Source organism: Streptomyces griseus subsp. griseus (assembly GCF_000720255.1).
Lineage (GTDB): Bacteria > Actinomycetota > Actinomycetes > Streptomycetales > Streptomycetaceae > Streptomyces > Streptomyces griseus_I.
The window spans coordinates 51,872-78,210 of record NZ_JOJE01000021.1 but is presented as its reverse complement, the minus strand read 5'-3'; the positions used below and the strand labels follow the sequence as shown (position 1 = coordinate 78,210).

Annotated in this window: 17 protein-coding genes; 4 read left to right on the top strand and 13 right to left on the bottom strand. The window is 72.2% G+C overall.

Features of this window, described 5'->3' with window-relative positions:
* Nucleotides 1-37: 37 nt before the first annotated feature.
* Nucleotides 38-1,243, top strand: coding sequence for an ATP-binding protein (locus IG99_RS26930; RefSeq protein ID WP_051865910.1), 1,206 nt, complete (start codon nt 38-40; stop codon nt 1,241-1,243).
* Between the two features lie 224 nt (nt 1,244-1,467).
* On the opposite strand, the gene IG99_RS26925 is transcribed toward IG99_RS26930, so the two are convergent.
* The 6 genes from IG99_RS26925 to IG99_RS26900 form a co-directional block, all read right to left on the bottom strand.
* Nucleotides 1,468-4,842: a pyruvate carboxylase gene (locus IG99_RS26925; protein ID WP_037678031.1), complete on the bottom strand. Its 3,375-nt coding sequence runs from the start codon at nt 4,840-4,842 to the stop codon at nt 1,468-1,470.
* A gap of 74 nt (nt 4,843-4,916) precedes the next feature.
* Nucleotides 4,917-5,969 carry a Gfo/Idh/MocA family protein gene (locus IG99_RS26920; protein WP_051865909.1) on the bottom strand — a complete coding sequence of 351 codons (1,053 nt, stop codon included), beginning with the start codon at nt 5,967-5,969 and terminating at the stop codon, nt 4,917-4,919.
* Complete coding sequence (locus tag IG99_RS26915; protein ID WP_037677962.1) at nt 5,966-6,982, bottom strand: Gfo/Idh/MocA family protein; 1,017 nt, start codon at nt 6,980-6,982, stop codon at nt 5,966-5,968. Before IG99_RS26915 ends, IG99_RS26920 begins: the two co-directional genes overlap by 4 nt.
* Before the next feature lie 13 nt (nt 6,983-6,995).
* Nucleotides 6,996-7,820: a carbohydrate ABC transporter permease gene (locus tag IG99_RS26910; RefSeq protein ID WP_037677960.1), complete on the bottom strand. Its 825-nt coding sequence runs from the start codon at nt 7,818-7,820 to the stop codon at nt 6,996-6,998.
* Complete coding sequence (locus IG99_RS26905; protein WP_037677959.1) at nt 7,817-8,767, bottom strand: carbohydrate ABC transporter permease; 951 nt, start codon at nt 8,765-8,767, stop codon at nt 7,817-7,819. The genes IG99_RS26910 and IG99_RS26905 overlap by 4 nt, the downstream gene beginning before the upstream one ends.
* 21 nt (nt 8,768-8,788) lie before the next feature.
* Nucleotides 8,789-10,123 (bottom strand): ABC transporter substrate-binding protein, encoded by a 1,335-nt coding sequence (locus tag IG99_RS26900; RefSeq protein ID WP_158973242.1) that lies wholly within the window; start codon nt 10,121-10,123, stop codon nt 8,789-8,791.
* 242 nt (nt 10,124-10,365) lie between these two features.
* On the opposite strand from IG99_RS26900, the gene IG99_RS44290 reads away from it, so the two are divergent.
* The 3 genes from IG99_RS44290 (at nt 10,366) to IG99_RS26880 (ending at nt 15,832) form a co-directional block, all read left to right on the top strand.
* Nucleotides 10,366-12,114, top strand: a complete 1,749-nt coding sequence (locus tag IG99_RS44290) for an ROK family transcriptional regulator (protein ID WP_158973241.1) — start codon at nt 10,366-10,368, stop codon at nt 12,112-12,114.
* Between the two features lie 215 nt (nt 12,115-12,329).
* Nucleotides 12,330-13,229 (top strand): amidohydrolase family protein, encoded by a 900-nt coding sequence (locus IG99_RS26885; protein ID WP_037677956.1) that lies wholly within the window; start codon nt 12,330-12,332, stop codon nt 13,227-13,229.
* Nucleotides 13,230-13,309: 80 nt separating this feature from the next.
* Nucleotides 13,310-15,832 carry a SpoIIE family protein phosphatase gene (locus tag IG99_RS26880; RefSeq protein ID WP_037677955.1) on the top strand — a complete coding sequence of 841 codons (2,523 nt, stop codon included), beginning with the start codon at nt 13,310-13,312 and terminating at the stop codon, nt 15,830-15,832.
* Nucleotides 15,833-15,842: 10 nt separating this feature from the next.
* On the opposite strand, the gene IG99_RS26875 is transcribed toward IG99_RS26880, so the two are convergent.
* From IG99_RS26875 to IG99_RS26845, 7 genes are all read right to left on the bottom strand, one after another.
* Nucleotides 15,843-17,006: a substrate-binding domain-containing protein gene (locus IG99_RS26875; protein WP_037677954.1), complete on the bottom strand. Its 1,164-nt coding sequence runs from the start codon at nt 17,004-17,006 to the stop codon at nt 15,843-15,845.
* A 50-nt stretch (nt 17,007-17,056) separates the two neighbouring features.
* Entirely contained in the window at nt 17,057-18,124 is a 1,068-nt protein-coding gene (locus tag IG99_RS26870) for an ABC transporter permease (RefSeq protein ID WP_037677953.1), read from the bottom strand.
* Entirely contained in the window at nt 18,121-19,635 is a 1,515-nt protein-coding gene (locus tag IG99_RS26865) for a sugar ABC transporter ATP-binding protein (RefSeq protein WP_037677952.1), read from the bottom strand. Before IG99_RS26865 ends, IG99_RS26870 begins: the two co-directional genes overlap by 4 nt.
* 56 nt (nt 19,636-19,691) lie before the next feature.
* Nucleotides 19,692-22,817, bottom strand: coding sequence for a SpoIIE family protein phosphatase (locus IG99_RS26860; RefSeq protein ID WP_037677951.1), 3,126 nt, complete (start codon nt 22,815-22,817; stop codon nt 19,692-19,694).
* Between the two features lie 152 nt (nt 22,818-22,969).
* Nucleotides 22,970-23,749 carry a carbohydrate ABC transporter permease gene (locus IG99_RS26855; protein WP_078947925.1) on the bottom strand — a complete coding sequence of 260 codons (780 nt, stop codon included), beginning with the start codon at nt 23,747-23,749 and terminating at the stop codon, nt 22,970-22,972.
* 50 nt (nt 23,750-23,799) lie between these two features.
* On the bottom strand, nt 23,800-24,858 hold the full coding sequence (locus tag IG99_RS26850; RefSeq protein WP_078947919.1) for a carbohydrate ABC transporter permease: 1,059 nt from the start codon (nt 24,856-24,858) through the stop codon (nt 23,800-23,802).
* Nucleotide 24,859: 1 nt separating this feature from the next.
* Nucleotides 24,860-26,140: an extracellular solute-binding protein gene (locus IG99_RS26845; protein WP_037677949.1), complete on the bottom strand. Its 1,281-nt coding sequence runs from the start codon at nt 26,138-26,140 to the stop codon at nt 24,860-24,862.
* Nucleotides 26,141-26,339: the final 199 nt, after the last annotated feature.

The following is a 26,339-nucleotide window of genomic DNA, read 5'->3' as shown; positions in this document are numbered from 1 at the left end:
ACGAACGACTCACCAACCGCAGAGAAAGAGGGGGGCCATGACGACGGCCGAACGGCACGGGAACGGCACCGCACCGCCGAACACCCTGTTCCAGGAGCAACTCCACGCCCAGGACCCGGGGTTCGCCGTGACAGGCATTCCCGCGGAGGCGTCGGCCGTGGACGCGGCGATGCTGCGCACGCGGCTCATCTCGGCCGCCGACCATTTCCGGGGGCGGCACGGCCGAGGCGGCTTCTCGCTGACGGTGACCGACCTGCCGGCACCGCACCCGGCGCACCGGGGCGGCGGCGACGGCAGTCCCCTCGATCCCGACGTGCTGTCGGTGGAGGAGCGCGCCTCCTACTTCACCGCCGTACCGCCCCGCTACTCCTTCGACTTCCTGGTGCTTCCCGACGAGGTCATGGACGACCTGCTGCTGGCCGTGGAGAGCGTGACGCTGCGGCCGTTGCTGTTCGACACCTGGAACCTGCGCAGCATCGAGCCGAACCCGAGCGCCGCGATCAACCTGCACGGCGATCCGGGCACCGGCAAGACACTGGCGGCCCACGCGATCGCCGACCGCCTGGGCAAGCCGATCCTGCACACCAAGTACTCGCAGCTGGAGAGCAAGTACCACGGGGAGGGGCCGAAGAACCTGGACGCGCTCTTCCACGCGGCGCGGGCGCAGGACGCGGTGCTCTTCGTCGACGAGGCCGACGCGTTGATGTCCCAGCGGTTCGAGAGCACCAGCCAGGGTTCCGAACACGCCGTCAACGCCATGCGCAGCGAACTCGTCATGTCGCTCGACGGTTTCGACGGCATCGTTGTGTTCGCCACCAACCTGGTGACCGGGTACGACCGCGCCTTCGACAGCCGTGTCCGGCACATCCGCTTCCCCGCGCCCGACCGCGCGGCCCGCCGGATGATCTGGCGCAACCACCTGCCGGCCGAACTGCCGCTCGGCCTCGACGTGGACGTGGAGGAACTGGCCGATCTGGACGAGCTGAGCGGCCGGGAGATCCGTCGAGCGGTGATCGACGCCGCCACCGACGCGGCCCGGACCGGGCACGGCCAGGTCACCCGCGCCCATCTGCTCGCCGCCGTGGACCGGATCAAGGCGTCCAGGATCCGCCGGGCCACGGATCCGGCTCCGCCACAGCCGGTGACGGCCGACGACGCGCTCGCAGAGAAGGCCACCCAGGCCCTCGCCGAGGCCGGGCCGGTGCCGGACGACGACACGGACGGGGGTGAGACGAGGAGATGACCGCACGCGCGAACTGGCGGTACTCCGGGCCGCCCGGCGGCGGACCGCGGGACGGTCCCGGCTGTCCGCCGCGGTTCTTCAGGTGCCGCGGTCCGTGCGGCGGTTCTACTGACGACGCGGACGTCGTTCACCGTCGCCCGGCGCCTGTTCGGCGGTCTGCGTCCCCGGGAGGGGAGCAGCGGCCCGCACGTCTTCGACGTGCAACCGCCGCACCCGGCCTCGCCTCACCCGATCACGACGAGGAGGTCTCCGCCCTCCACCTGCTGGATCCTGTTGATCGCCAGCCGGGAGACGCGACCCGCCTTGGGCGCGGTGATCGCGGCCTCCATCTTCATCGCCTCGATGGTGGCCACCGTGGCACCGGCGTCCACCTCGTCGCCGTCGGCGACCGCGAGGGTCACCACTCCGGCGAACGGCGCGGCGACATGGCCGGGGTCGGAGCGGTCGGCCTTCTCGGTCACCGGGATGTCGGAGGACGCGGCGACGTCGCGGACCTGGATCGGCCGGAGCTGGCCGTTCAGGGTGGACATCACGGTGCGCATGCCCCGCTCGTCGGCCTCTCCGACGGCTTCGAGGCCCATGAGGAGCCGCACGCCGGGTTCGAGGTCGACGGCGTACTCGGTTCCGGGCCTGAGGCCGTAGAAGAAGTCCTTGCTGTCCAGGACGCTGGTGTCGCCGTAGGTCTGGCGATGGGTCTCGAATTCCCGCGTGGGGCCGGGGAACAGCAGGCGGTTGAGGGTCGCGCGGCGGTCCTTCTCCAGGCCCGTCCGGTCCTCGGCGGTCAGCTGCGTCACGGGCTTGGCGTCGGCACGGCCCTGGAGCGCCTTGCTGCGGAACGGCTCGGGCCAGCCGCCGGGCGGGGTGCCGAGCTCGCCGCGCAGGAAGCCGATGACGGAGTCGGGGATGTCGAACTTGTCCGGCGTCGCCTCGAACTCCTGGGGCGCGACCCCGGCGCCGACCAGGTGCAGGGCGAGGTCGCCGACCACCTTGGACGAGGGGGTGACCTTCACCAGGTGTCCGAGGATGCGGTCGGCGGCGGCGTACATGGCCTCGATGTCCTCGAACCGGTCGCCGAGGCCGAGCGCAACGGCCTGGGTGCGCAGGTTGGAGAGCTGGCCGCCGGGGATCTCGTGGTCGTAGACGCGTCCGGTCGGTGAGGCGAGGCCCGCCTCGAAGGGGGCGTAGATCTTGCGGACGCTCTCCCAGTACGGCTCCAGGTCGCCGACGGCGCGCAGGTCGAGACCGGTGGGCCGGTCGGAGTAGTCGGTCGCGGCGACGATCGCGGACAGCGAGGGCTGCGAGGTCGTCCCGGCCATCGAGGCCACCGCGCCGTCCACGGCGTCGGCGCCGGCCTGGATCGCGGCGAGGTAGGTGGCGAGCTGGCCGCCGGCCGTGTCGTGGGTGTGCAGGTGCACCGGCAGGTCGAACTCGCGGCGCAGGGCGGAGACCAGCTTGGCGGCGGCCGGGGCGCGCAGCAGTCCGGCCATGTCCTTGACGGCCAGGACGTGGGCGCCCGCCTCGACGATCTGCTCGGCCAGGCGCAGGTAGTAGTCCAGGGTGTACAGCTGCTCCGCCGGGTTCGACAGGTCGGAGGTGTAGCAGAGGGCGACCTCGGCGATCGCGGTGCCGGTGGCCCGTACGGCCTCGATGGCGGGACGCATCTGGCCGACGTCGTTGAGCGCGTCGAAGATGCGGAAGATGTCGATGCCGGTGTCCGCGGCCTCCTGCACGAAGGCGTCGGTCACCTCGGTCGGGTAGGGCGTGTAGCCGACGGTGTTGCGGCCGCGCAGCAGCATCTGCAGGCAGATGTTCGGCACGGCGGCGCGCAGGGCGGCCAGGCGCTCCCAGGGGTCCTCGGCGAGGAAGCGCAGGGCGACGTCGTAGGTGGCGCCGCCCCAGCACTCCAGGGAGAGCAGCTCGGGCAGGGTGCGCGCGACGACCGGGGCGACGGCGAGCATGTCCTTGGTGCGCACGCGGGTCGCGAGCAGCGACTGGTGGGCGTCGCGGAACGTGGTGTCGGTGACGCCGATGGTCGGTGCCTCGCGCAGCCAGCGGGCGAAGCCCTCCGGGCCGAGTTCGGTGAGCTTCTGCTTGGACCCGGCGGCCGGCTCGGTGACGGTGGGCCGGGGCAGCTTGGTGCTCGGGTCGATCAGCTGGGGCCGCTCGCCGTGGGGCTTGTTGACCGTCACGTCGGCGAGGTAGGTGAGCAGCTTGGTGCCGCGGTCGGCGGAGTGGCGTGCGGTGAGCAGGTGCGGGCGCTGCTCGATGAACGACGTGGTGACGTTCCCCGCCTGGAAGTCCGGGTCGTCGAGAACGGCCTGGAGGAACGGGATGTTGGTGGCCACACCACGGATGCGGAACTCGGCGACGGCACGCCGGGCGCGCCGGACCGCAGTGGGGAAGTCCCGGCCCCGGCAGGAGAGCTTGACCAGCATGGAGTCGAAGTGCGCGCTGATCTCCGTACCGGCGTGGGTGGTGCCGCCGTCGAGGCGGATTCCGGAGCCGCCGGGCGAGCGGTAGGCGCTGATGCGGCCGGTGTCCGGGCGGAAGCCGTTGGCGGGGTCCTCGGTGGTGATACGGCACTGGAGCGCGGCGCCGCGCAGGGTGACCGTCTCCTGGGACAGGCCGAGGTCGGCGAGGGTCTCACCGGCGGCGATGCGCAGCTGGGACTGCACGAGGTCGACGTCGGTGACCTCCTCGGTGACCGTGTGCTCGACCTGGATGCGCGGGTTCATCTCGATGAAGACGTGGTTGCCGTCGCGGTCGAGGAGGAACTCCACGGTGCCCGCGTTGCGGTAGCCGATCTCCCGGGCGAACCGGACGGCGTCGGCGCAGATCCGCTCGCGCAGGGCGGGGTCGAGGTTGGGCGCGGGTGCCAGCTCGATCACCTTCTGGTGACGGCGCTGCACCGAACAGTCGCGTTCGAAGAGGTGCATCACGTTGCCGTGGCCGTCGGCGAGGATCTGCACCTCGATGTGGCGGGGCTCGACGACGGCCTTCTCCAGGAAGACGGTGGAGTCGCCGAACGCGGAGGCCGCCTCGCGCGCCGCGGCCTCGATGGACTCGCGCAGCCGGGCGGGGTCCTCGACACGGCGCATACCGCGCCCACCACCGCCGGCGACCGCCTTGACGAATACGGGGAAGCCGATGTCGTCGGCGGCCCGCATCAGCTCGTCGACGTCGGCGGAGGGCGCCGAGGAGCCCAGCACGGGTACGCCGGCGGCGCGGGCGGCGGCCACGGCGCGTGCCTTGTTCCCCGTCAGTTCGAGGATGTCCGCGCTCGGGCCGACGAACGTGATGCCGGCCTCCTCGCAGGCCCGGGCCAGCTCGGGGTTCTCGGAGAGGAAGCCGTAGCCCGGGTAGACGGCGTCGGCGCCGGCCAGCCGGGCCGCGCGGATGATCTCGTCGACGGAGAGATACGCCCGCACCGGGTGCCCGGGCTCGCCGATCTCGTAGGCCTCGTCAGCCTTGAGCCGGTGCAGCGAGTTGCGGTCCTCGTGGGGGAAGACCGCGACGGTCCTCGCGCCCAGTTCGTATCCGGCGCGGAAGGCGCGAATCGCGATCTCGCCGCGATTGGCGACCAGTACCTTGCGGAGCATCCTCGGTCCCTTCGGGCTGCTGGTGAGGAACACCATGGTCGCGGCTATGTCCCCACCTTGCCATGAGAGGCAAGTCACTCAGCGGGATGCTTCCGTCCGGGATTGTCGTCCGGTGTGACGGGCAGGCGGACGGGCTGACCGGTTCGCAGGGACGTGTACGCCGCGAGAACCACCCGCAGGCCGCGCAATCCGGCCTCTCCGTCGGGGCGGGGGCGGCGGCCGGTGCGGACGGTGTCGAGGAACTCCTCCAGCATGGCCGCGTCGAGATCGTCGCCGCCGGGCTCCCAGCGGGATCGGGCGGTGGTGGAGTCGAAGCCGCCGAGCAGCCGGGGGAAGGCGTCGAACTCGACGATCCCCCGCTCGGCCACGCAGGTCAGGGCGAGGCCGCCCCAGGTCGGGTGGTCCTCGGGCTGGCTCCAGCTGCAGTCGATCGCGGCGAAGGCACCGCCCGGGTAGCGGACGGTGACCAGCCCGGCCGTCTCGACACCGGTTTCCGTGTCCGGCCCGAGGACGTCGTTGGCCTGGGCGTACACCTCCTCGGCCTGCTCCCCGTCAAGCAGTACGTCCATCAGGTCGGCGATGTGCACGGTGTGGTCCATCACCGCTCCCCCGCCGGCCAGTTCCCGGTCGCCGAACCAGGGCCGGGAAGCGGTGGGGTTCCAGCCGTTGTTGGAGCCGTGGACGCTGACCAGGGGGCCGAGGGAGCCGTCCGCGACGGCGCGGTGGAGGGCGGCGAAGGCCGCCGCGAAGCGGACCGGATAGGCGGTCATGAGGCCGACCCCGGCGCGGGCGCACGCGTCGATCATGGCCCGTGCGTCCGTCTCCGTGGTGGCGAGCGGCTTCTCGCACAGGACGTGGGCGCCCGCCGCCGCGGCCCGCTCGACCAGCTCCCGGTGCCGGGAGTTCTCGCTGGTCACCATGGCTCCGTCGGGGCGCAGGGCGAAGACGGCGTCCCAGTCGTCCACGTACGGCACGCCCAACCGTTCGGCGAGCGCGGCGCCGCGGTCCGGGTCGTCCGGCGGGGCGTCGGGGTCGGCGGTGAGCAGCTCGACGTCGTCGCGGTCGCGCAGCAGCTCGACGTAGGTCTGGGCGTGGACGTGGGCGAAGGACAGGACGGCGATCCTCATGCGGGCACTCCTTCGGGTGCGGGCGGTGTGACGAGCTCGACCGCCCGCCCGGTGCGGGCCGAATCGGCGGCGGCCGCGGCGATACGGACGGCCGCCACGCCGTCGGCCGGGCCGACGCGTGGTTCGGGTCCGCCCGCGAAGGCGTCGGCGAGTTCCCGTATCTGGGTGGCGTACGGCGACTCTCCGAAGTCACCCACCGGGATGCCGGCCGCCGCGTTCGCGTCCGCCGTGCCGACGATTCTGAGGCCGGGTGAGGCGAGCGAGTCGTGCCGTACCGTGCCGCCGGTGCCGGCGATGTGGAACGTCGTGCGGAACGGTGTGGCGGGCGGTGCCCACACGCCCACGATCTGGGTGATGACGCCGGTGGTGTGGGTGAGCACCGCGGTACCGGTGGCGACCGCGTCCTCGGGCGCCGGGGCGGTGAGGTGGCCGCGCTGGTGGGCGTGGACGCGGACGACCTCACCGAAGAGCCAGCGGGCGATGTCCATGTCGTGGATCATCTGGTCGACGAGGATGCCCCCGGAGCGGGCCGGTTCGGCGAACCAGGGGCTCCAGGTCGGGTAGCGGCCGGTGCGGGTGAACCTGGCGACCGCGACCCGGCCGAGTGCGCCGCCGGTGACCAGGGCGTGCAGCATGGCGTAGGCGGGGAAGAAGCGCACGACATGTCCGGGGTAGAGCCGGAGTCCGGCGGCGGCGGCCGCGGCGGCCATGTCCTCGGCGTCGGCGGCCCGCAGTGCCAGCGGCTTCTCGCACAGGACGTGCGCGCCGGCGGCCACGGCGGCCAGGGTGATCTCGTGGTGGGTGTCGGTGGGGGTGCAGACGTCGACGACGGTCGCACCGTCCATCGCCTCCTCGCGTGAGGCGACCGCGGTCTGGCCGAACTCCGCCGCGAGGGCGGGGGCCCGGCCGTCGGGGGCGTAGACGCGGACCCGGGCGCCGAGCGCGGTCCATGCGGGCAGGTGGGCCCGGGCGATACCGCCCGCGCCGATCAGCGCGACGTCGAGGTGTGTCATCGGGTGGGGTCTCCTAGCCCTTGAGGGCGCCGCTGAGCACGCCATTGATGAAGTGCCGCTGGAAGAAGAGGTAGACGGCAACGACCGGGGCGATCACGATCAGCGTGGCCGCGGCGAGCAGGGGGACGTCGACGTCGTACTGGCCGGTGAAGAAGCCGAGTCCGGCCGGGGCGGTGCGTTTCGAGGGGTCCTGGATCAGGATCAGAGGGAGCAGGAACTGGTTCCAGCTCCACACGAAGTACAGGACGCCGAGAGTGGTGACGGCCGGGCGGGAGCTGGGCATGAGCACGCGCCACAGCGTCGTCCAGGAGGAGGCGCCGTCGAGCCGGGCGGCCTCGATGAGGCTGCGCGGCACGGTGGCGAAGTGGGCCCGCATCCAGAAGACGCCGAACGGCATGAAGGCGGCGATCTCGGCGAGGGCCAGGCCGGGCACCGTGTTGGTGAGGCCGAGGGCGCGCAGGTCGTAGTAGAGCGGGATCACGGTGACCTCGGTCGGGATGGAGAGCCCGAGCAGGAGGTAGCCGTAGAGCTTGCCGCCGCCGGGGACGTCCATGGTGGCCAGCGCGTAACCGGCCAGGGTGGCGCAGACCACGGCGGCGGGGACGACGGCGAGCGCGATCACGGTGCTGGAGCGCAGCAGCGGGCCGAACCCGGCGGCGGACCAGGCGTGGACGAAGTTCTCCAGGTGCACGCCGTCCGGCCACGCCAGCCCGGTCAGCGGTGTCCCCGCGGGCTGGAGCGAGGCGAGGAGCAGGGAGAGGAACGGTACGAGGACGGCGGCGCCGAAGACCGTCAGGACGACGGGGCCGGCGAGTCCACGCTGCTGACGTGCCGTCATGAGGGGTCCTTCGCAAGCCGGTTGATGACGACGACGGCGACCGAGATGACGGCGGTCAGCACCACCGCCAGTGCGCCGGCCAGACCCACGGCACCGCCGCCGAAGGCCAGCCGGTAGATCAGGATCCCCGGCACCACGGTGGTGTTGCCGGGGCCGCCGCCGGTGGTGATGTAGATGAGGTCGAAGCTGGACAGGGCGGCGATCACGGTGATCGACAGGGCGACCGCCATCTCCGGCCGCAGCAGCGGGACGGTGACGGACCAGAACTCGCGCAGGGGGCCCGCGCCGTCCATCCGCGCGGCCTCGTAGATCTCCTGATCGATGCGCTGGGTCCCGGACAGGAACAGCACCATGCACAGCCCGGCCACCACCCAGGTCCCGATCAGGCCCACGGCCGGCAGTGCCCAGGTGAAACTGCCCAGCCAGGCGTCGGTGAGCCGCCCGAGACCGATGGCCCGCAGGGCCTGGTTGAGGGTGCCGTCCTCGGCGTACACCCAGCGCCAGATGACGGCGACCGCGACCAGGGGCACGACCTGGGGAAGGAACAGCAGCGTGCGGATCAGCGAGGTGCCCCGACGGCCCGAGCGGCGGGCGACCAGGGCCGCCGACACCAGGCCGAGGGCGATGGGCAGGACGGAGAAGAAGACGATGAGCGCGCCGGCGTGCCAGGCCGCCGCCCGCAGTTGGGGATCGGTGGCCACCCGGCGGTAGTTGTCGAGTCCGGTGAAGGACGGCAGCGTCACCCCGTCCCAGTCGAACAGCGAGAGGTAGGCGGTGTGCAGGGCCGGGAGGACGGCGAACAGGGTGTACGGCAGCAGGGCCGGCAGGACGTAGAGCAGGGCCACGGCACGGCGGCGTCGACGGGTGCCGGTGCATGGACCGGCCGGTGGGCCGGTGTCCTCGCGGACGGAGCGTGCCGCTCGTCGGGGTGTGGTGGTCGTCGTCATGTGGCGGGACCGTTCGGCCGGTCAGGAGTGGAACTGGTCGAAGTCGGCCTGGAGGGCCGCGAGGAACTTCTCGACGGTGATCTTGCCGCCGGCGAGCAGCTGGAGCTGTGTGGTGAGGGTGTCGGGCATCGTCGGGGTGGAGGCGTTCTGGATGAACGGCTGCAGCCCGGAGTCCTTCACGATCCACTGCCAGCCGGTGCGGACGTCTCCGAGGAGGCCGCTCTGCTGCGGCATCGAGGTGGCGTCGGGTGCCATGAAGCCGGCCTCGGCGGTGACGGCGGCGGCCTGCCGGGTGGCGCAGAAGTCGAGGAAGGCGGCTGCGGCGGCCGCGTTCTTCGACCTGCTGGAAACGCAGTAGTAGACACCGGCTCCGGTGGTGCGCAGGGGGCCGCCTTCGGTGGTGGGGGGCATGCTGAACAGCCCGGCGTCGTCGCCGAGACCCTTGGCGACCGCGGCGGCGGCCCAGTTGCCGCTGATCCGGAAGACGCCCTGGCCCTTGGCGAAGGCGGCGGTGGCGTCGTTGTCGCTGGTGCCGTTGACCTTGGGGGTGACGTAGCCCTTGTCGACCCAGCGCTTGAGGGTCGTCGCGGCCGTCACCGCCTCGGGCCCGGTGATGGTGGCGCCCTTGCGGCCGAACGCCCAGGCCTCCCGGTCCTGCGGCTTCATGTACACCGACAACAGCACGTTGAAGGGGTGGTTGAGGCCGCCGTCGAGGTTGCCGGCGACGAGCGCGGTCTCGCCGGCCGCCTTGGCCCGGGCGAAGAGGTCCTCCAACTCGGCCACCGTGGCGGGAGGTACGGTCAGGCCCAGTTGCTTCACCTTGGCCTTGTTGTAGTAGACGCCCTCGAACGACAGCCCGCCGGGGACGCCGTACAGCGCGCCGGTGCCGGCCGTCTTCCCGTCGCCGCTGAGGGTGATCTGGTCCAGGCCCGGGAACTTGTCCGCCCAGCCGTACGCCTTGCCGTAGCCGCCGACGTCGAGCAGCAGGTGTCCCTTGACGAGGTTGTTCATGCCGGAGACGAACTGGGCGATGTCGGGGGCGGAGTCGGCCGACATCGTGGTGTTGATGCTCTTCAGGTAGTCGTCCCAGCCGGTGTACTGGCGCTTGAAAGTGATGTTGGGGTACTTGGCGCGGAACGCCGCGAGCAGGCCGGGGGTCATGGTGGTGTCGTCGGCGTCCGCGACCACCAGGGTGATCTTGTCGGTCGGGACTGTCGTGGAGACGGCGGACGAGCCGGCCGCGGCGGAGGACTTGGCGCCGGGGGTGAGGGAGCTGCCGCAGGCGACGAGCAGCGAGGAGCCGGCGGCGGCCGCGAGGAACATGCGTCTGGAGGGCGGAGCGGGAAGGTGTCTCATGGCGGACTCCTGGAACGGCGGGAGAGGGGGCTGCGACGAGCTGCGGGGGCTGCGCGGGCGAGTGCCATGGAGATGCGGGCGCGGGCGGAGCCGGGAAAAGCGGGCGCGGGGCGCGGGCCGAGGCGGGCCCCCGGGTGTTTAATAAAGCAGTTGCGTTTCATAATCGAGTTCCGGCCATGGCGCGTCAAGAGCAGACGGCAGACTGTTCCCGACAGCAGGGCGGCGGTACGGGAGGTTGGCCCTTGACCACATCGGAACCGGATGCGCTCTGGCCGCTCAGCGGTGCCACGGAGCCGGGCCCGCCGTCGGCGGTCCCCTCGGTCGTGGGCGTGGCCGACCTGCGGGCCACCAACGCCGCGGCCGTGCTCGCGGTCGTCCGCTCCGCCGACCCGCACCCCCGGCTGTCCGAGCTGGCCGGGGCGACCCGCCTGTCCCGGCCGACGGTGGAGGCGATCACGGAGGAACTCATCGAGCGGGGCCTGATCGAGGTCGCCCCCACGCCGTCCAGCCGGGGCCAGCGCTCCCCCGGCCGCCCGGCCCGCCGTTTCCGTTTCCAGCCCCACGCGGGCTTCGTCGTCGGCGTCGACGTGCGGCCGCGGTCCGTCACCGCCTGTCTGGCCGACCTCGACGGCGAGCCGGTCGCCGTCGAGCGCCGCACGGTCCGCGCCGACATCACGGGGCCGGCCCGCGCGCGGACCGTGGCATCGGCGATCACGGCCGCGCTGGCCCGGGCGGACGTGGGCGTCGCCCGGGTCTGGGCCGCCACCGTCGGCACCCCCGGCCTGGTCGACCGGGGCAACACCCGCGTCCGACAGGCCGACAACCTCCGCACCTGGACCGAGGTCGACATCGTCACCATCCTGCGCGACCTCCTCGGCTGCCCCGTGGCCGTGGAGAACGACGCCAACCTGGCGGCGCTCGGGGAGCAGTGGCGGGGGGTCGGAGGGGTTGCCGGGGGGATGACGGGGGACGCGTCCGAGGGAATCGGAGGGCCCCCAGAAACGGCCGGGGGCACGCCCGGAGGGACTGGGGGCACCGCCGGCGACCCGCCCAGCGGGCCCGGAACTACCGCCCCACAGACGCCCGAAGCGACTGAGAGCACCGCCGACAACACACCCAGCGGGCCCGGAACTACCGCCCCACAGACGCCCGAAGCGACTGAGAGCACCGCCGACAACACACCCAGCGGGCCCGGGACCACCGCCCGGCAGACGCCCGAAGCGACTGAGAGCACCGCCGACAACACACCCAGCGGGCCCAGAACTACCGCCCCACAGACGCCCGAAGCGACTGAGAGCACCGCCGACAAGACGCCCCGCGGGCCCGGGACCACCGCCCGGCAAACGGCCGGAGGAAACGCCGAAAAGGGGGCCGGGGGCACCCCCGCGGGGATCGGGGGGCCCGTAGAAACAGCCGAAGGCACGCCCCGGCGGCCGCCTGGGGAGGCCGTGCCCGGTCCCTCGGCCGGCGAGATGATCTTCGTGCTGCTCGGCGAACGCCTCGGCTCCGGCGTCATCACCGGTGGCCGGCTGCTCCGCGGGCACCGAGGCGCGGCCGGCGAGATCGGCTTCATCCGGTTCTCGGGCCGCGGACCGACCGACCGCCCCGGCCTCGACCCGCTGCCCGCCGAAACCGTCCGGGACGCGGCAGCGGCCGACCCCGATGCGGTCGCCGTGATCGAGGCCTACGGCCGCCGGCTGGCCGAGGGGCTCGCCCCGGTCCTGCTCGCCCTCGCCCCCTCCCTGGTCGTCCTCGGCACGGGGCTCTTCCCCGATCCGGCCCTGCTCCCGGCGGCGCGGACCCTGCTGTCCGCGGCCCAGCGCCACGCCGACGGCCTCCTCGTGGATCCACCGCGCTGGCACCTGTCCGCGCTGGGTGACGACGCCGTCCTCACCGGTGCCGTGCGCTTCGCGCTGTCCTCGGTCGAGGTGGTGCTGCGGACGCGCCCCACCAGCCTCAACACCCTCCAGTCCGGTCCTACACAGCGGTGAGAGGTACGGGATCACGGTCGACGAGCTCGTGTACGGGCACCGCGCGGGCCGCGTATGACCTCCCTCAGGCGACCCCGAGTACTCAACGGGGTGGACGGGGAGGGGGTGAGCCGCGACATGCTGGGATCCGACGACGTCCGGAGCGGACTGCGCGGCGCGGCGGGAGAGGCATGAGCCTTGATGGGAGAGGCGACAGCCTCGGCGGGAGGAGCGTCATGACCAACGTGGACGTGCATCAGCATCTGTGGACCCCCTCGCTGGTGGCGGCGCTGCGATCCCGCCGCGAACCGCCCCGCCTGGACGGCTGGACGCTGTTCCTGGACGGCGAGCCGCCCTACGAGATCCGGCCCGCCGACCACGACGTCGCACGGCGCACGGAACTCGCCGCCACCGACGGACTCGGACGGGCGCTGGTCTCGCTGTCCGCCCCGATCGGCGTGGAGTGGCTGCCCCCGGCCGAGGCGCGCCCCCTGCTCGACGCCTACCACGATGGCGCGGCCGCCCTGCCCGAGCCGTTCGGCGCCTGGGCGGCGGCCTGCGTACGCGACGTCGACGCCCGGGCCACGGCGGCCGTCCTCGACCAAGGCTTCGTCGGCCTCCAGCTCCCGGCGAACGCCCTGGCCGACGCGGCCGGTTACGCCCGGTGCGCTCCACTGCTCGACCTGCTCGAAGAGTGTGACCTCCCGCTGTTCGTCCACCCGGGCCCCGCGGCGGCCGAACCCACGGGGCCGGCCTGGTGGCCCGCGATGGTCCCCTACGTCCAGCAGATGCACGCCGCCTGGTTCGCCTTCCGCGCCTTCGGCCGACCACGCCATCCACGGCTGCGGGTGTGCTTCGCGCTGCTGGCCGGGCTCGCCCCGCTGCACGGTGAGCGGTTCGCCGCCCGGGGTGACGGGGGCGGTCCCGGGGACCCTGACGTGTTCGTCGAGACGTCGTCGTACGGCCCGACCGCCGTCGACGCCGTCGTCCGCGCCCTCGGTGTGGACGCCGTCGTCCAGGGCTCGGACCGGCCCTACGCGCAGCCGCCGGGGCAACCCGGCTTCGGCCTGGGCGGAGCGGCGGCGTACGCCTTCCGCATAGCCAATCCCCGGCGGCTGCTCACCGGGAAGGACTGACACCCGCAAGCCCGCCCCGTCCGATGGACCCACCCCCAGGGAACGGCGAACCACATTAAGATGGGACAAACTCGTCCAGGGTGATCGAAGGCAACGTGTCGGCCGACGCTGTGGCATCGCACGCGTACCCGTTCGACGCCGCGCGAGCCGGCGCGGCGCCCGAGCGCGACGACGCACTGGTCAGCGCGGTCATCCGGGCCGTGGAGGCGACCGGATCGCATGCCGGAAGCGTCTTCCTGGTCTCCGGTGACCGCCGCTCGCTCGTGCTGACCGCGGCCTGCGGTACGCCGCCCTCCCTGCTCGGCGGGTGGCGCCGGATCCCGGTGAACAGCCGTATCCCGGTCGCGGACGCGTACCGGTCGGGCCGCATGGTCCACCTGGCCGGCGTGGAGGAGACGATGCGGCGCTTCCCGCAACTCGCGCTCGCCGTGCCCTACGCGTTCGGCTCCGCCTCCGTCCCCGTACGAGCCGGCGGCCGGACCTTCGGCACGCTGGCCGTGGTGTGGACGTCCGAGCCGCACGGGACGGGACTGTCACGAGGACAGCGCCGGCAGCTGCGCGCCGTCGCCGACCGGCTGGGCACGACCCTCGCCGACCTGAGCGCGCGCCGGATGCTCGGCGAGTACGACGAGGAGACCGCCCCGATGATGGTCCCGGTGCCGTCCGCTCCGGTGATCCGGGTGGGCCTGTTCGACTGGAACCTGGATACCGGAGACCTCACGGCCGACGACGAGCTGTGCACGATCTTCGCGATCCCGCCGCGTGAGTTCGACGGACGGGCGGACACCCTGGCGGCCAGGATCGAACCGGCCGATCTGCCCGGCTTCCGGTCGGCCGCCCGCGCCGCGGTCGAGCAGGGACGGGTGCTCGCCCACTGTCTGCGCGTCCAGGACAGCGGTGGGGGGCATCGCCTCGTGGAGCTGTGGGGGCGGGTGCCCGGGGGGACGCACAAGCGGCGGGCCCCGTCCCACCTGGTCGGCGCCGTACTCGACTCGGGGAGCGGCATGGCCGCCGTCGCGGCGATCGAGCGGCTCGCCGACGGCTTCTTCGCGCTCACCCCGGACGGGCGGGTGTCCTACGCCAACCACAGCTTGGAGAGCCTGCTGGGGGTCCGCCAGGAGGAACTGCTCGGCCACCGCCCCTGGGACGTCCTGCCGTGGCTGGCGGATCCGGTGTACGAGGACCGCTACCGCGCCGCCGTGGTCTCCCAGCAACCGGTCTCCTTCCTGGTACGCCACCCGCCCGACGAGTGGCTGGTCTTCTCCCTGCACCCGGGCGCGCAGGGCATGACGGGATGGGCGGCGCCCGTGAAACAGCCGGTGCCGGCCGACACGGGACCCGGTACGCCCGTCGCGGAGGAGGGGCCGCCGGTCTCCTCGTCCCCTCCGCCCGTGACCCCGCGCCTCGGCGCCCTCTACCGCGTGCTCCAGCTGGGCAGCGCTCTCACCGAGGCGGTCACCGCGCACGAGGTGTGCGATGCCGTCGCCGACCAGTTGCTGCCCGCGTTCGGGGGCCAGAAGCTGGTGATCGCCGTGGTGGAGGAGGGGCGGCTGCACCTGATCTCGCAGCGCGGCTACTCCAAGCGCTTCCTCGCCGGGTTCGAGGGCACCCCGCTGCACGCCCGGCTGCCGGTGACGGACGCGCTGACCTCCGGCGCACCACTGTTCGTGGAGTCCCGGGAGCAGCTCGTCCAGACGTATCCCGGGATCCTGGCCGCCCATTCCAATTCCTGGGCGTTCCTGCCGCTGATCGCCTCCAACCGGCCGGTCGGCGCCTGCATGCTCGGCTTCGACGAGGTGCACCGCTTCCCCGAGGAGGAGCGCGGCGTCCTCACCGCGCTGGGCGGCCTGATCGCCCAGGCCCTCGAACGCGCCCGGCTCTACGACGCCGAGTTCGCCCTCGCCCGCGGCCTGCAGAACGGGCTGCTGCCGCACCGGCTGCCCACCCTGCCGGGGCTGCGCGTCACCGGGCGTTATCTTCCGAGCACCAGGGGAATGGACATCGGCGGTGACTGGTACGACGTCATACCCACCGGTGACGAGGTCGCGCTGATCGTCGGGGACGTCGAGGGCCACAATGTCGCCGCCGCGGCCGTGATGGGCCAACTCCGCAGCGCGGTAAGGGCCTTCGTCACCGCGGGTCACAGCCCCGCCGAGGTCGTCGCCGGCACCAACCGGCTCCACCTGGACCTCGACCCGGTCCTGCTCGCCAGCTTCTGCTACGCCCGTGTCCACCCCCGCTCGGGCGTCGTGCGCGTCGTCCGCGCCGGCCACTGCCCGCCCCTGCTGCGCGAGCCCGACGGTCACGCCGAGATCCTGGACATCCCCGGCGGCCCGCTGCTCGGTGTCGAGCGGACGGCCGCCTACCCGGAGTCCGAGCTGCGCCTCGCGCCCGGATCGGTCCTCGCCCTCTACACCGACGGGCTGGTGGAGCGGCGCCACTCCGACATCGGCTCGGGCCTCGACCGGCTCCGCGATGCGCTGACCCGGATGGGCGACAGCCACCTGGAGGACCTGGCCGACTCCCTGCTGCGCGAGGCCCGCCGCTCCACCGACCGGGCGGACGACATCGCGCTGCTGCTCACGGAGTACGCCCCGGCGTGAACCCGCCCGCCTACTTGCCCCAGATCCTCCGGTACATCTCCCGGTACCCCGTCGGGTTCCATGTCGTGCTGTCGCCGCTGTTGTCGGCGGTGGTCACGTGCACCGGTGCCACGTAGCCGCTGGCGGGACGGCCGGAGAAGGCGCGGTTGAACTCGTCCACGATCTGCCAGCCCTGGAGGGACAGCGGCTCGGGCACGGTGGCCGCCTGGTACTGCCGGCTCTCGATGCGCTGGAAGGCGGAGGGGTCGCCGTCACCGGCGCCGACGTTGTAGGGCGGCCCGGAGCCCTTGCGGCCGGCCGCGCGGAAGGCCGGGGCGGCATCGGCGAAGTACAGGTCGTTGATCGCGACGGAGTGGGTCCAGCTGTCCCCGAAGCGGGAGAGCAGGGAGGAGACCTCCCGAGGGGTGCGGCTGCTCGCGTCCGGGATGGGGATGTTCTCGTAGGAGAGGAGCTTCATGCCGGAGCAGGTGCGCAGTTGCTTCCTGATCAGCTCCGCCTTGTTCCGGGCGAAGGGGATGGAGGCGTCGGTGAAGAGCACGACCCCCGCCCTGCCGTTGGACTGCGCGATCACCCACTGCGCGCTGATCGCGGCCACGTCCTGGACCTTGGTGGTGACGTTGGAGAAGAGCGCGGGCCGGCGGCTGGGGCCGGGGGCGGCGACCGCGTGCCAGCCGACGAGCGGGATGCCCGCCGCGTTGGCCCGCTCGACCTGGCGTGAGGTCGAGTCGGGGTCGAAGCCGCCGATGACGATGCCCGAGGGCTTGAGGGTCAGGGCCTGGCTCATCGCCGCCTGAATGCCGGCCGGGGTGCCCCCTCCGTCGATCACACGGACCGTCCAGCCGATGACCCGGGCGGCCTCCTTCACCCCGCTCGCGGCTCCGGCGACTCCGGGGTTGGTCATGGTCTGGGCGACGAAGACGAGGTTCTTGCCGGACACCGCCGTCGGGCCGCTGGTCGGCCCGTCCCAGGGAATGTCGGTCTTCTCGGCCTGGCGCACGGCGGCCTCGGCCCGCGTGTGGACCGCGGGACATCCGCTCGCGCCCGTGGCCGACTCCCCCGGGCCGTTCGACGAGCCGCGTTCGCAGCCGGTGAGGACGGTCACCGTGCCCAGCAGGGCGCAGGAGACGAGCCGGACGGTGCGGGCGCCGGGGGTGGCTGTGCGGTTGCCGTGCACGGGAGCTCCTCGCGGAGGGGTGGGCAGCTACGGGGCATCGAGATGGCGGGTCAGGCGGGGGTGCCGTCCCCAGGTGGGGCGGCGGGCGGCGAGTCACGGGCCGCGACGGCGCCGGTGCGCAGTCTGCGGCGGGCGGCGTAACCGGCCAGGCCGACAGCGACGAGCAGGGTGCCGCCGTAGAACAGCGGGACCGTCCAGAAGTCGGCGCCCATCTGGCCGATGCCGGTGAGGCCGACGGCGAGGACGGCGACGGCGACCAGGGTGCCCAGGGCGTTGGGCCGGCCGGGTCGGATCGCGGTGGAGCCGAGCAGGGCGCCGACGAAGGCGGGCAGCAGGTAGTCGAGGCCGACGCTCGGGTTGCCGATCTGCTGCTGGGCCGCCAGCAGTACACCGGCGAAGCCGACGATCAGCCCCGACGCGGTGAAGGCGTAGACGGTGTACCTGCGGGTCGGGATGCCGACGAGGTCGGCGGCGCGCGGGTTGGAGCCGATCACGTAGAGGTACCGGCCGAGCGGCAGCCGCTCCAGGACGACCCAGAGGACGGCCGCGAGGGCGAGCACGTAGAAGGCGGGGACGGGCAGGCCGAGGAACGAGGAGTCGTAGAGGTCGGTGAAGGCGGCCGGGAGACCCTGGGGGCCGGGGACGATCCTGCCGCCGTCGGTGACCCAGCCGGTCACGGCGTACAGCATGCTGCCGGTGCCGAGGGTGGCGATGAAGGAGTCGATGCGGCCGAACTCGACGATGACCCCGTTGAGGACGCCCACGACCGCTCCTCCGACGATCACGGTGACGCAGGCCGGCGGCCAGGGCCAGCCCTCGTTCACGACGAGCTGCATCACCATCACGTGCGCCAGGCCGAGGGCGTAGCCGATGGAGAGGTCGAAGGAGCCGGTCACGATGGGAACCATGGCGGCGAGCGCGAGGACGGCGGGGATGGACTGGTTGGACAGGATCGAGTCGACGGTGTCGAGCGTGGGGAAGGTGCGCGGCAGGGCCAGGGAGAAGACCAGCCAGAGCAGGGCGGTGAGGGCAAGGAGGCCGTAGGCGCCGACGAGGTGCCCGCCGAAGTTGTCGAACCGGCGTGGCACGCCCCGTCGTCGCGGTCGCGGGGCGCTCATGGGGTCGCCGAGGCACCGGCCGGGGGCATGGCCGAAGCCGCCCGGGTGAGCCCGGCGACGGTGAGGTCCGCGCCGCTCAGCTCGGCCGTGACGGACCCGCGGACGAAGACCAGGGCCCGTCGGCACACGCGGGTGACCTCATCGAAGTCGCTGGAGACGAGCAGGACCGCCAGGCCCGCGGCCAGTGCCTCGTCGAGCAGTCGGTGGACAGCCGCCTTGGCGCCGATGTCCACACTGGCCGTCGGCTCTTCGAGGATCAGCACGCGCGGGCCGCCCTGGAGCCATCGGCCGATCATGACCTTCTGCTGGTTCCCGCCGGACAGGGTGGCGATGGCGGCCTCGCTGTCGCGGGGGCGCACCGCGAGGCGTTCGATCAGGCCGGCGGCCACGGCGCGTTCCCGGCGGGGACCGGTCCAGCGCGCCGCGGGCGGGCCACCGGTACGGGGGTTGGCCAGCAGGTTCTCCCGCACGGTCAGCTCGGCCAGGCAGCCCTCCCGCTGCCGGTCGCCGGGCACCAGGGCGACCCCGAGACGGACGGCGTCGGCGACGGTACGGGGGCGGTGGCGCCGGCCGCCGAGGAGGACCTCTCCGTCGAGGAGGGGGCGGGCACCGGCGAGGGCGCGGCCCAGCTCCGTCTGCCCCGCGCCCGAGAGGCCGACCAGCCCCAGGGCCTCCCCCGCCCCGAGTTCCAGGCTGACCGGTCCGGTGCCGGGGACCCGGACGCGGTCGAGGGTGAGGAGGGCGGGCCCTTCGGCCGGGACCGTGGTGGGGTGGTACTCGGCGGGTTCCTCGCCCACGATGTCGCGCACGAGGCGGGCGGGGTCGTGGTCCGCCAGTGAGCCGTGGCTGACGAGCCGGCCGTCGCGCAGGACGGCGAAGGAGTCGGCGACCTCGTAGACCTCGTCGAGGCGGTGGCTGACGTAGAGGATGCCGTGTCCCCGGTCGCGCAGGGCGTGCAGGACGTGGAAGAGGCGGGCACAGTCGGCGGCGGGGAGGCGGGCGGTCGGTTCGTCGAGGACGATGAGGCGGGCCCGGGCCGCGAGGGCCCGGGCGATGGCGACCAGCGACCGTTCGGCCGGGGTGAGCCGGGCGATCGGCGCGTCGGGGTCGAGGTGTCCGGCGACGGTGCGCAGGGCGTCGGCGCAGTGCTCGCGGGTCTGCCGCCAGGAGATCAGTCCGGCGCGGCGCCGGTATCCGGTGCTCAGGGCGATGTTCTCGGCGACCGTCATCCACTCCACGAGACCGAGGTCCTGGTGGATGAAGGACATGCCACTGGTGGCGGCGTGGCTGCCGAGCGGGTGCCCGGCGACGGTGACCTGTCCGGCGTCGGCGTGGTGGACGCCTGCGAGGATCTTGATGAGCGTGGACTTTCCGGCGCCGTTGGGGCCGAGGAGGGCGAGGACGCTGCCGGCGTGGACGTCGAGGTCGACGTCGGCCAGCGCGAGGGTTCCGCCGAACCGTTTGCGGAGCCCTCGGACGCGGACCAGAGGTTCGATCTTCCCGACGTTCATCACGAGGGATAGTAGAGGTCACATCACATGTTTCCGGACATTTTGCCTTCTGTGCGTCATACGCCGTCCAGTCCGCACTCGGCCCAGATGACCTTGCCCTCCGGGATGTAGCGCGTTCCCCAGCTCTGGGACAGCTGCGCGACGAGGAACAGACCGCGCCCGCCCTCGTCGGTGCTGGCCGCCCGGCGCAGGTGCGGGGCGGTGTTGCTGCTGTCGGAGACCTCGCAGATCAAGGTGCGGTCGTGCAGCAGCCGTACCCGGATGGGCCCGGCGCCGTGCCGGATGGCGTTGGTGACCAGCTCGCTCAGCATCAGCTCCGCCGCGAACGCGGCCTCGTCCAGTCCCCACTCGGCGAGCTGACGGTTGGCTCCGGCCCGGACCTCGCTGACCAGGGCGGGGTCGGCGGGCAGGTCCCAGGTGGCGATCCGGCGCGGGTCCAGGGCGTGGGTGCGGGCGACGAGCAGGGCGATGTCGTCGCAGGGGTGCGCGGGTGCCACGGTGTCCAGGACCGTCTCGCAGATCTCCTCGGGGGCGAGGCCCGGATGGGCCAGAGCTCCGCGCAGTTGTTCGAGGACCACGTCGACGTCGCGGTGCCGGTCCTCGATCAGCCCGTCCGTGTAGAGGACCAGCTCGCTGCCCTCGGGGAGGTCGACGTCGCGGGACTCGAAGGGCAGTCCCCCGAGGCCGAGCGGCGGCCCGGCGGGCAGGTCGGGGAAGAACACGGTGCCGTCGGGGCGGACCACAGCGGGCGGCGGGTGCCCGGCGCGGGCCATGGTGCACTGCTGCGAGGTGGGGTCGTAGACGGCGTACAGGCAGGTCGCGCCGACGATGCCGGGACCAGCGGCGGGGTCCTCCCGGTCCAGGCGTCCCACGACGTTGTCGAGGTGGGCGAGGACCTCGTCCGGCGGGAAGTCGAGCTCGGCGAAGCTGCGCGCGGCGGTGCGCAGCCGGCCCATGGTGGCGGCGGAGAGCATGCCGTGGCCGACGACGTCACCGACGAAGAGGCCGACGCGGGTTCCCGAGAGGGGGATGACGTCGTACCAGTCGCCGCCCACGTCGGACTCGGCGGGCAGATAGCGGTGGGCCACCTCGACGGAGTCCTGCTCGGGCAGGCCGTGCGGGAGCAGGCTGCGCTGGAGGGCGAGCACCATGGCGCGTTCGTGGGTGTAACGGCGGGCGTTGTCGACGGACAGGGCGGCGCGCGCGGCGAGCTCCCGGGCCAGCGACCGGTCGTCGTCGTCGAAGGGGGTGGGGTCCTGCGCGCGGTAGAAGCCGACGACGCCCAGGACGACACCACGGGCGACCAGGGGGACCGCGATGAGCGAGTGGACGTGGGCCAGCAGCCGGTCGGTGTGCTCGGGGTCCTGGGCGAGCCAGCCCGCGGCGGCCTTCAGATCCGGCTCCAGCACCGCCTCCCCGCTGGCCAGGCTGCGCACTTGAGGTGTCGACGGGCCGAAGCCGACCCGGGCGCCGACGGGGCTGAAGGGAAGGTCGTCGCGGATGCCGTGGACCACCGTGCGGAGCAGGTCGTCGGTCGGGTGCACGGGCTCGTCGCCGCGCAGGACGGCCTCGGACAGGTCGATGGTGACGTAGTCGGCCAGTCGCGGGACCGCGGTCTCGGCGAGTTCCTCGGCGGTGCGGCGCACGTCCAGGGTGGTGCCGATGCGGGCGCCGGCCTCCGACAGCAGCTCCAGGCGGCGGCGCGCGTCCAGGGCGTACGCGCCCACGTGGGGCTCTCCCACCAGCACGAGCCCCCGCGCCCCGGTCGGCGCGTCCGGGGCGGTGCCCGTCGTGGCGTCGGGCGGGGCGGTGGCGACGGTCCTGCGTGGTTTGCCGTTGCCGCGACCGCCCTTCCCCCGCTTGCCGCCCTTTCCGCTCCTGCCGTCCGTGACGGCCTGGCCCGGTGCGGGATCGGGCAGACCGGACGGCGGCACGCCGTCGGTGGAGAGGTGCCCGGGCACGGTGGCGACCGGGACGGCCCCGAACAGCGGGGCGGCGGGGGTGGCGGCGGGCTCGGCGGGCGGGCCCGGCGGTTCGTGGGCCGGGCGCCGCGGGCCGTCGGTGTGGCGCAGCGGTCCCGTGACGCGGAGCAGTGGTCCCTCGGCGGGGCGCGGCGGTTCGGCGGCTCGACGCCGCGGGTCGGCGCTGCGGCGGTACCGCAGGTCGTCGGGGTGACGCGCGGGCTCGTCGTCCTGGAGTGCGGAGCCGTCCGTCTGGTGCGCCAGTTCCTCCGTCTGGCGCGGAATGACGAAGAAGTCTCCCGGTGCGATGCCGGGGAGGACGGCCTCGATGGCCACGCCCTCCACTCCGGAGGCGCTGGTGATGGGGCGGCTCACCAGCGTGATCCGTCGGCCGTCGGGCAGGCGCACGTCGACGGCCGCCCGCTGGGCGTGGGACATCAGCTCGGCGGCCTTCTCCATGACGATCGCATGGTCACGGGGGTGCAGATCGAGGGCCAGTGCGTCCACCCCGATGCCCTGGGGGTGAGGGGCGGATGCGGTGTCCAGGTAGGCCCGCAGCAGGGCGCGCTCGCGCTCGGAGGTCTGGCCCAGCAGCCGCCGCTCGATGGCTTCGGCGGCCTTGCGTATCACCGTGGTCAGGGCCGGGTCCTCGGCGCTGCGCGGATAGCCCAGGCACAGGACGCCCTCGATGCGCCCGCTGAGCGGGTCCCGGACGGGCAACGCGCGGCAGGCGCTGCCCTGGGAGCGCTCGGCGAAGTGCTCGGCGCCGTAGACCCGGATGAGCTGCCGTTCGGCGAGGGCGAGGCCGATGCCGTTGGTTCCGGCGAACTGCTCGGCGAACACGAACCCCGGGACGGTCTGGATCGCCGGGAGCCGGTCGGCCATGGACGCCTTTCCGAAGCGGCGCAGAAGGACCGTTCCGTTCGCGTCGGCGACGGAGATGTTCATCTCGCTGCCGGAGAACCTGGCCTCCAGCCGGTCGAGGACCGGCACGGCGGCGCGGACGATCCGGCCGTCCGGGTCGAAATCATCCCGGAAGGGAAGGTCGGACTGGTCCGGCGAGAGCGCCAGAGCCCGGCTGCGCCGCCATGAGTCCAGGATCGACGCGCGCACGCCGACCTCGACCGGCTCGCCCTGCAGGAACCGCTCACGGGATCGGGTGGGCCCCGTGCTGTCTGCCGAACGTTCCGGGGGCTCCGGTTCCCCACCGGACCGCACCACGTTTCGCCTCATGCACACCCGCGATAATCCGCTTATCGGAAAAAATCTGGCATTGACGAGGATACGGGCATCAAGGGGACGAGTCACTGTCGGGATGCCGCGGACAACCGCGCCGACGCGCTCAGCGCCGTCGCGGACACCCCGCCGGCGCCCTAGCGCAGGGCTCCCTTCGTGGCGTCGGCGATGAAGCCGCGGGCGAAGAAGGTGAACACCAGCACCAGCGGGATCACCGCCAGGAGCACCCCGGCCATCACCATGCTGTAGTCGGTCGAGTGGCCCGCGTACAGCTGGGCCAGCGCCACCTGGAGGGTGAGCCGGTCCGGGTTGACCAGCATCACCAACGGCAGGACGTAGTCGTTCCAGGCGGCGATGAAGGTGTAGATGCCGAGGAACGCCAGGGCCGGGCGGACACAGGGCAGCACCACGTGCCAGTACTGGCGGAAGAACCCGGCGCCCTCGATCCGGGCCGCGTCCAGCAACTCGTCGGGAACACCACTGCTGGTGTACTGGCGCATCCAGAAGATGCCGAAGGCGTTCGCGGCGGCCGGCACGATGAGCGCCTTGAGGGTGCCCAGCCAGCCCAGCTGCACCATGATCTCGTACTGCGGAATGATCGCCAGCTGGGTCGGCAGGAGGTACATCGACACCAGCAGGGCGAACAGGATCTTCTTGCCGGGGAACTCGTACTTGGCGAAGGCGAAGGCCGCCAGGGAGTCGAAGAACAGCACCAGCAAGGTCGTGCAGACCGAGACGATCACCGTGTTGAACAGCGACCCGAAGAAGTCCATCTTGTCGAACAGGTGCTGGATGTTGGTCAGCAGGTTTCCGCCGAACCACAGCTTCGGCGGGTAGCTGTAGATGTCCTGCGAGGTGTTCGTCGCCATGACGACGATCCAGTAGAACGGGAACACCGAGACGACCACGCCGAGCATGAGGATCACGTGAACGCTCAGCCCCCGGACGCGTTTGCGGTTCAAGCCGTTCACGGCCGTCGCTCCTTCCGCTGCACCAGGCGCCAGTTGACGAGGACGATGAGGAGGATCAGCAGGAAGAAGGCCCAGACGATGGCGGCGCCGTAGCCGAAGTCGTTGTTGTCGAAGGCCTGGTGGTAGAAGTACAGCAACGTGGTCAGACCCGCCTGGCCCGGTCCGCCGGAGTTGGGGTTGGTGGCCGCTTCGCTGCCGAAGAGCACCTGGGGTTCGGTGAAGCTCTGCAGGCCGGTCACGGTGGAGACGACCACGGTGAACAGGATGATGGGCCGCAGCAGCGGGATCGTGATGGAGAAGAAGATCCGCACCGGGCCCGCCCCGTCCATCCGGGCGGCCTCGTAGAGCTCCGAGGGGATCGCCTGGAGACCGGCCAGGTAGATGATCGCGTTGTAGCCGGTCCACTGCCAGGTCATCAGCGCCGCGATCACCAGCTTGATCGTCCACTCGTTGCTCATCCACGGCACGGCCGACACGTGCACCGACCGGAGGATGGCGTTGATCAGACCGAAGTTGTTGCTGAAGATCGCGCCGAAGAAGATCGCGATGGCCACCAGCGAGGTGATGCTGGGGATGAACAGGGCGACCCGGTAGAACGCCGTGAAGCGCTTGGTGGAGTTCACCAGCACCGCGAGCACCAGCGCCAGGAAGAGCATCGGCACCGTCGACAGCACCCAGATGACCAGGGTGTTGCGGACGGAGAGCCAGAACACCGGGTCGTCCCACAGGAAACGGAACTGCTGGAACCCGACGAAGTGCATCTCCCCGATGCCGTCCCACTTCTGGAACGCCAGATACACGGTGTAGATCACCGGGAAGAACATGAAGACGGAGAAGAGCAGGTAGTACGGCGAGATGGCCAGGTACTGCGGCCAGTACCTGGTGACCCGCCGCGGCGGCCCGGGCCGGGCCCCGGCCGACACCGGCCGGATCCGGCGGCCGTGCCGGCCCGGACCGCCGCTCGGGCGGTCCGGAACCGGTCGGCCGACAGGCGCGGTGTCGGATCCGGAGGACGGTCCGGTGGCGGCCGGGCCGGCTACCGGGCTTGACGACATGTCACTTCACTCCCTGCCGCTGGGCGATCTGCTTGGCCTGACTGACCGCGTCCTTCCAGGCGGCTTCCGGGTCCTTGCCCTTGGCCTCGATGCTGGTCAGCTCGCTGTAGAAGGGCGCGGAGACGGCCGCGTCGGCCGGGGCCTCAAAGGCGGCCGGGATCTTCTCCGCCGCCGGGCCGAAGATCTCGATGGTCTTCTGGCCGCCGAAGAAGGGGTCACCGCCGGTCAGCGCCGGCAGCTTGTAGGCGGCCGGGGCGGTCGGGAACAGCGCCGCGTCGGTGAAGCCGCGGGCCTGGTTCTCGGGGCTGAGGATCCAGCTGATGATCTTGAAGGCTTCGTCGGGGTTGCCGCTGGTGGCGGGGATGGCCAGGAAGGACCCACCGAGGTTGGACGGCCCGCCCGGCAGGCTCGCCACCCGCCACTTGCCCTTGGTGCCCGGAGCGGCGTTGCTGATGTCCAGCGCGTGCCAGGCGGCGCCTATCTCGGTGCCCAGGGCGCCGCCGCTGACGGCTGCGTTCCAGGTGTTGTCGTTGATCTTGGCGTCGATGCCTAGGGTGTACGGCTTCACGGCAGTGGTCCAGGCGGTGCGGATGTGGTCCTGGTCGCCGATGAACTTGTTGTCCTCGTCGATGAACCGCCGGGTGCCCTGGCCGATGACCATGGTGAAGACCGAGCCGATGTTGTTGACGAGGAAGGTCTTGGGCACGGCCTTGTGCAACTCGACACCGGCCTTGAAGTAGTCGTCCCAGGTGGCCAGCTCGGCGGAGACCTTGGCGGGGTCGGTGGGCAGCCCCGCCTTCGCGAAGAGATCCTCGCGGTAGAACGTGGCGCACGGGCCGATGTCGATCGGGAAGCCGATGAGCTTGCCGTCCTGCGTGGTGGCCTGCTTCAGCTTCCACGACAGGTACTCCGGGACCAGCTTGTCCGCACCCACGGTCTTCAGGTCGACGAAGCGGTTGGCGTTGGGCAGGAAGGAGGCGATGTCCTCGCCCTTGATGCCGGTGATGTCCGGGGCGGACTGGGCGGCCCGCAGGCCGGTGAGCAGCTTGGTCTTGAAGTCGCCGCCGACCACGGAGGTCTTGAGGGTGATGTCGGAGAAGTGCTTCTTGGCGTCCGCGACGACCTTGTCGCTCAGGCCGCCGGACCAGTACCAGAGGGTCAGGTTCTTGCTGTCCTTGCTGCCGCTCGACCCGGAGCCGCCACCCCCGCACGCCGCGGTGGCGCCGGCCGTGGCGGCCGCCAGTACGGCGGCCTGAAGGAATCGTCTGCGGGAAAGGTCCACGTTCTTCTCCTGTTTTTGGCGTGTCAGGCGTGTCAGGCCATGTCCGAGAGGACGGGTGAGTCGTGGTCGCGCGGGGCGCGGCGGGGCCGGATGGCTGAAGAGCATCGGCGTGGTGTTGAACCCTTCAGCCACCCGGGGCGTGTGACCTGGTCCTCTCAGACGGTGCCGACGCGTCCGTCACGGCGGAATGCGCCGTTGA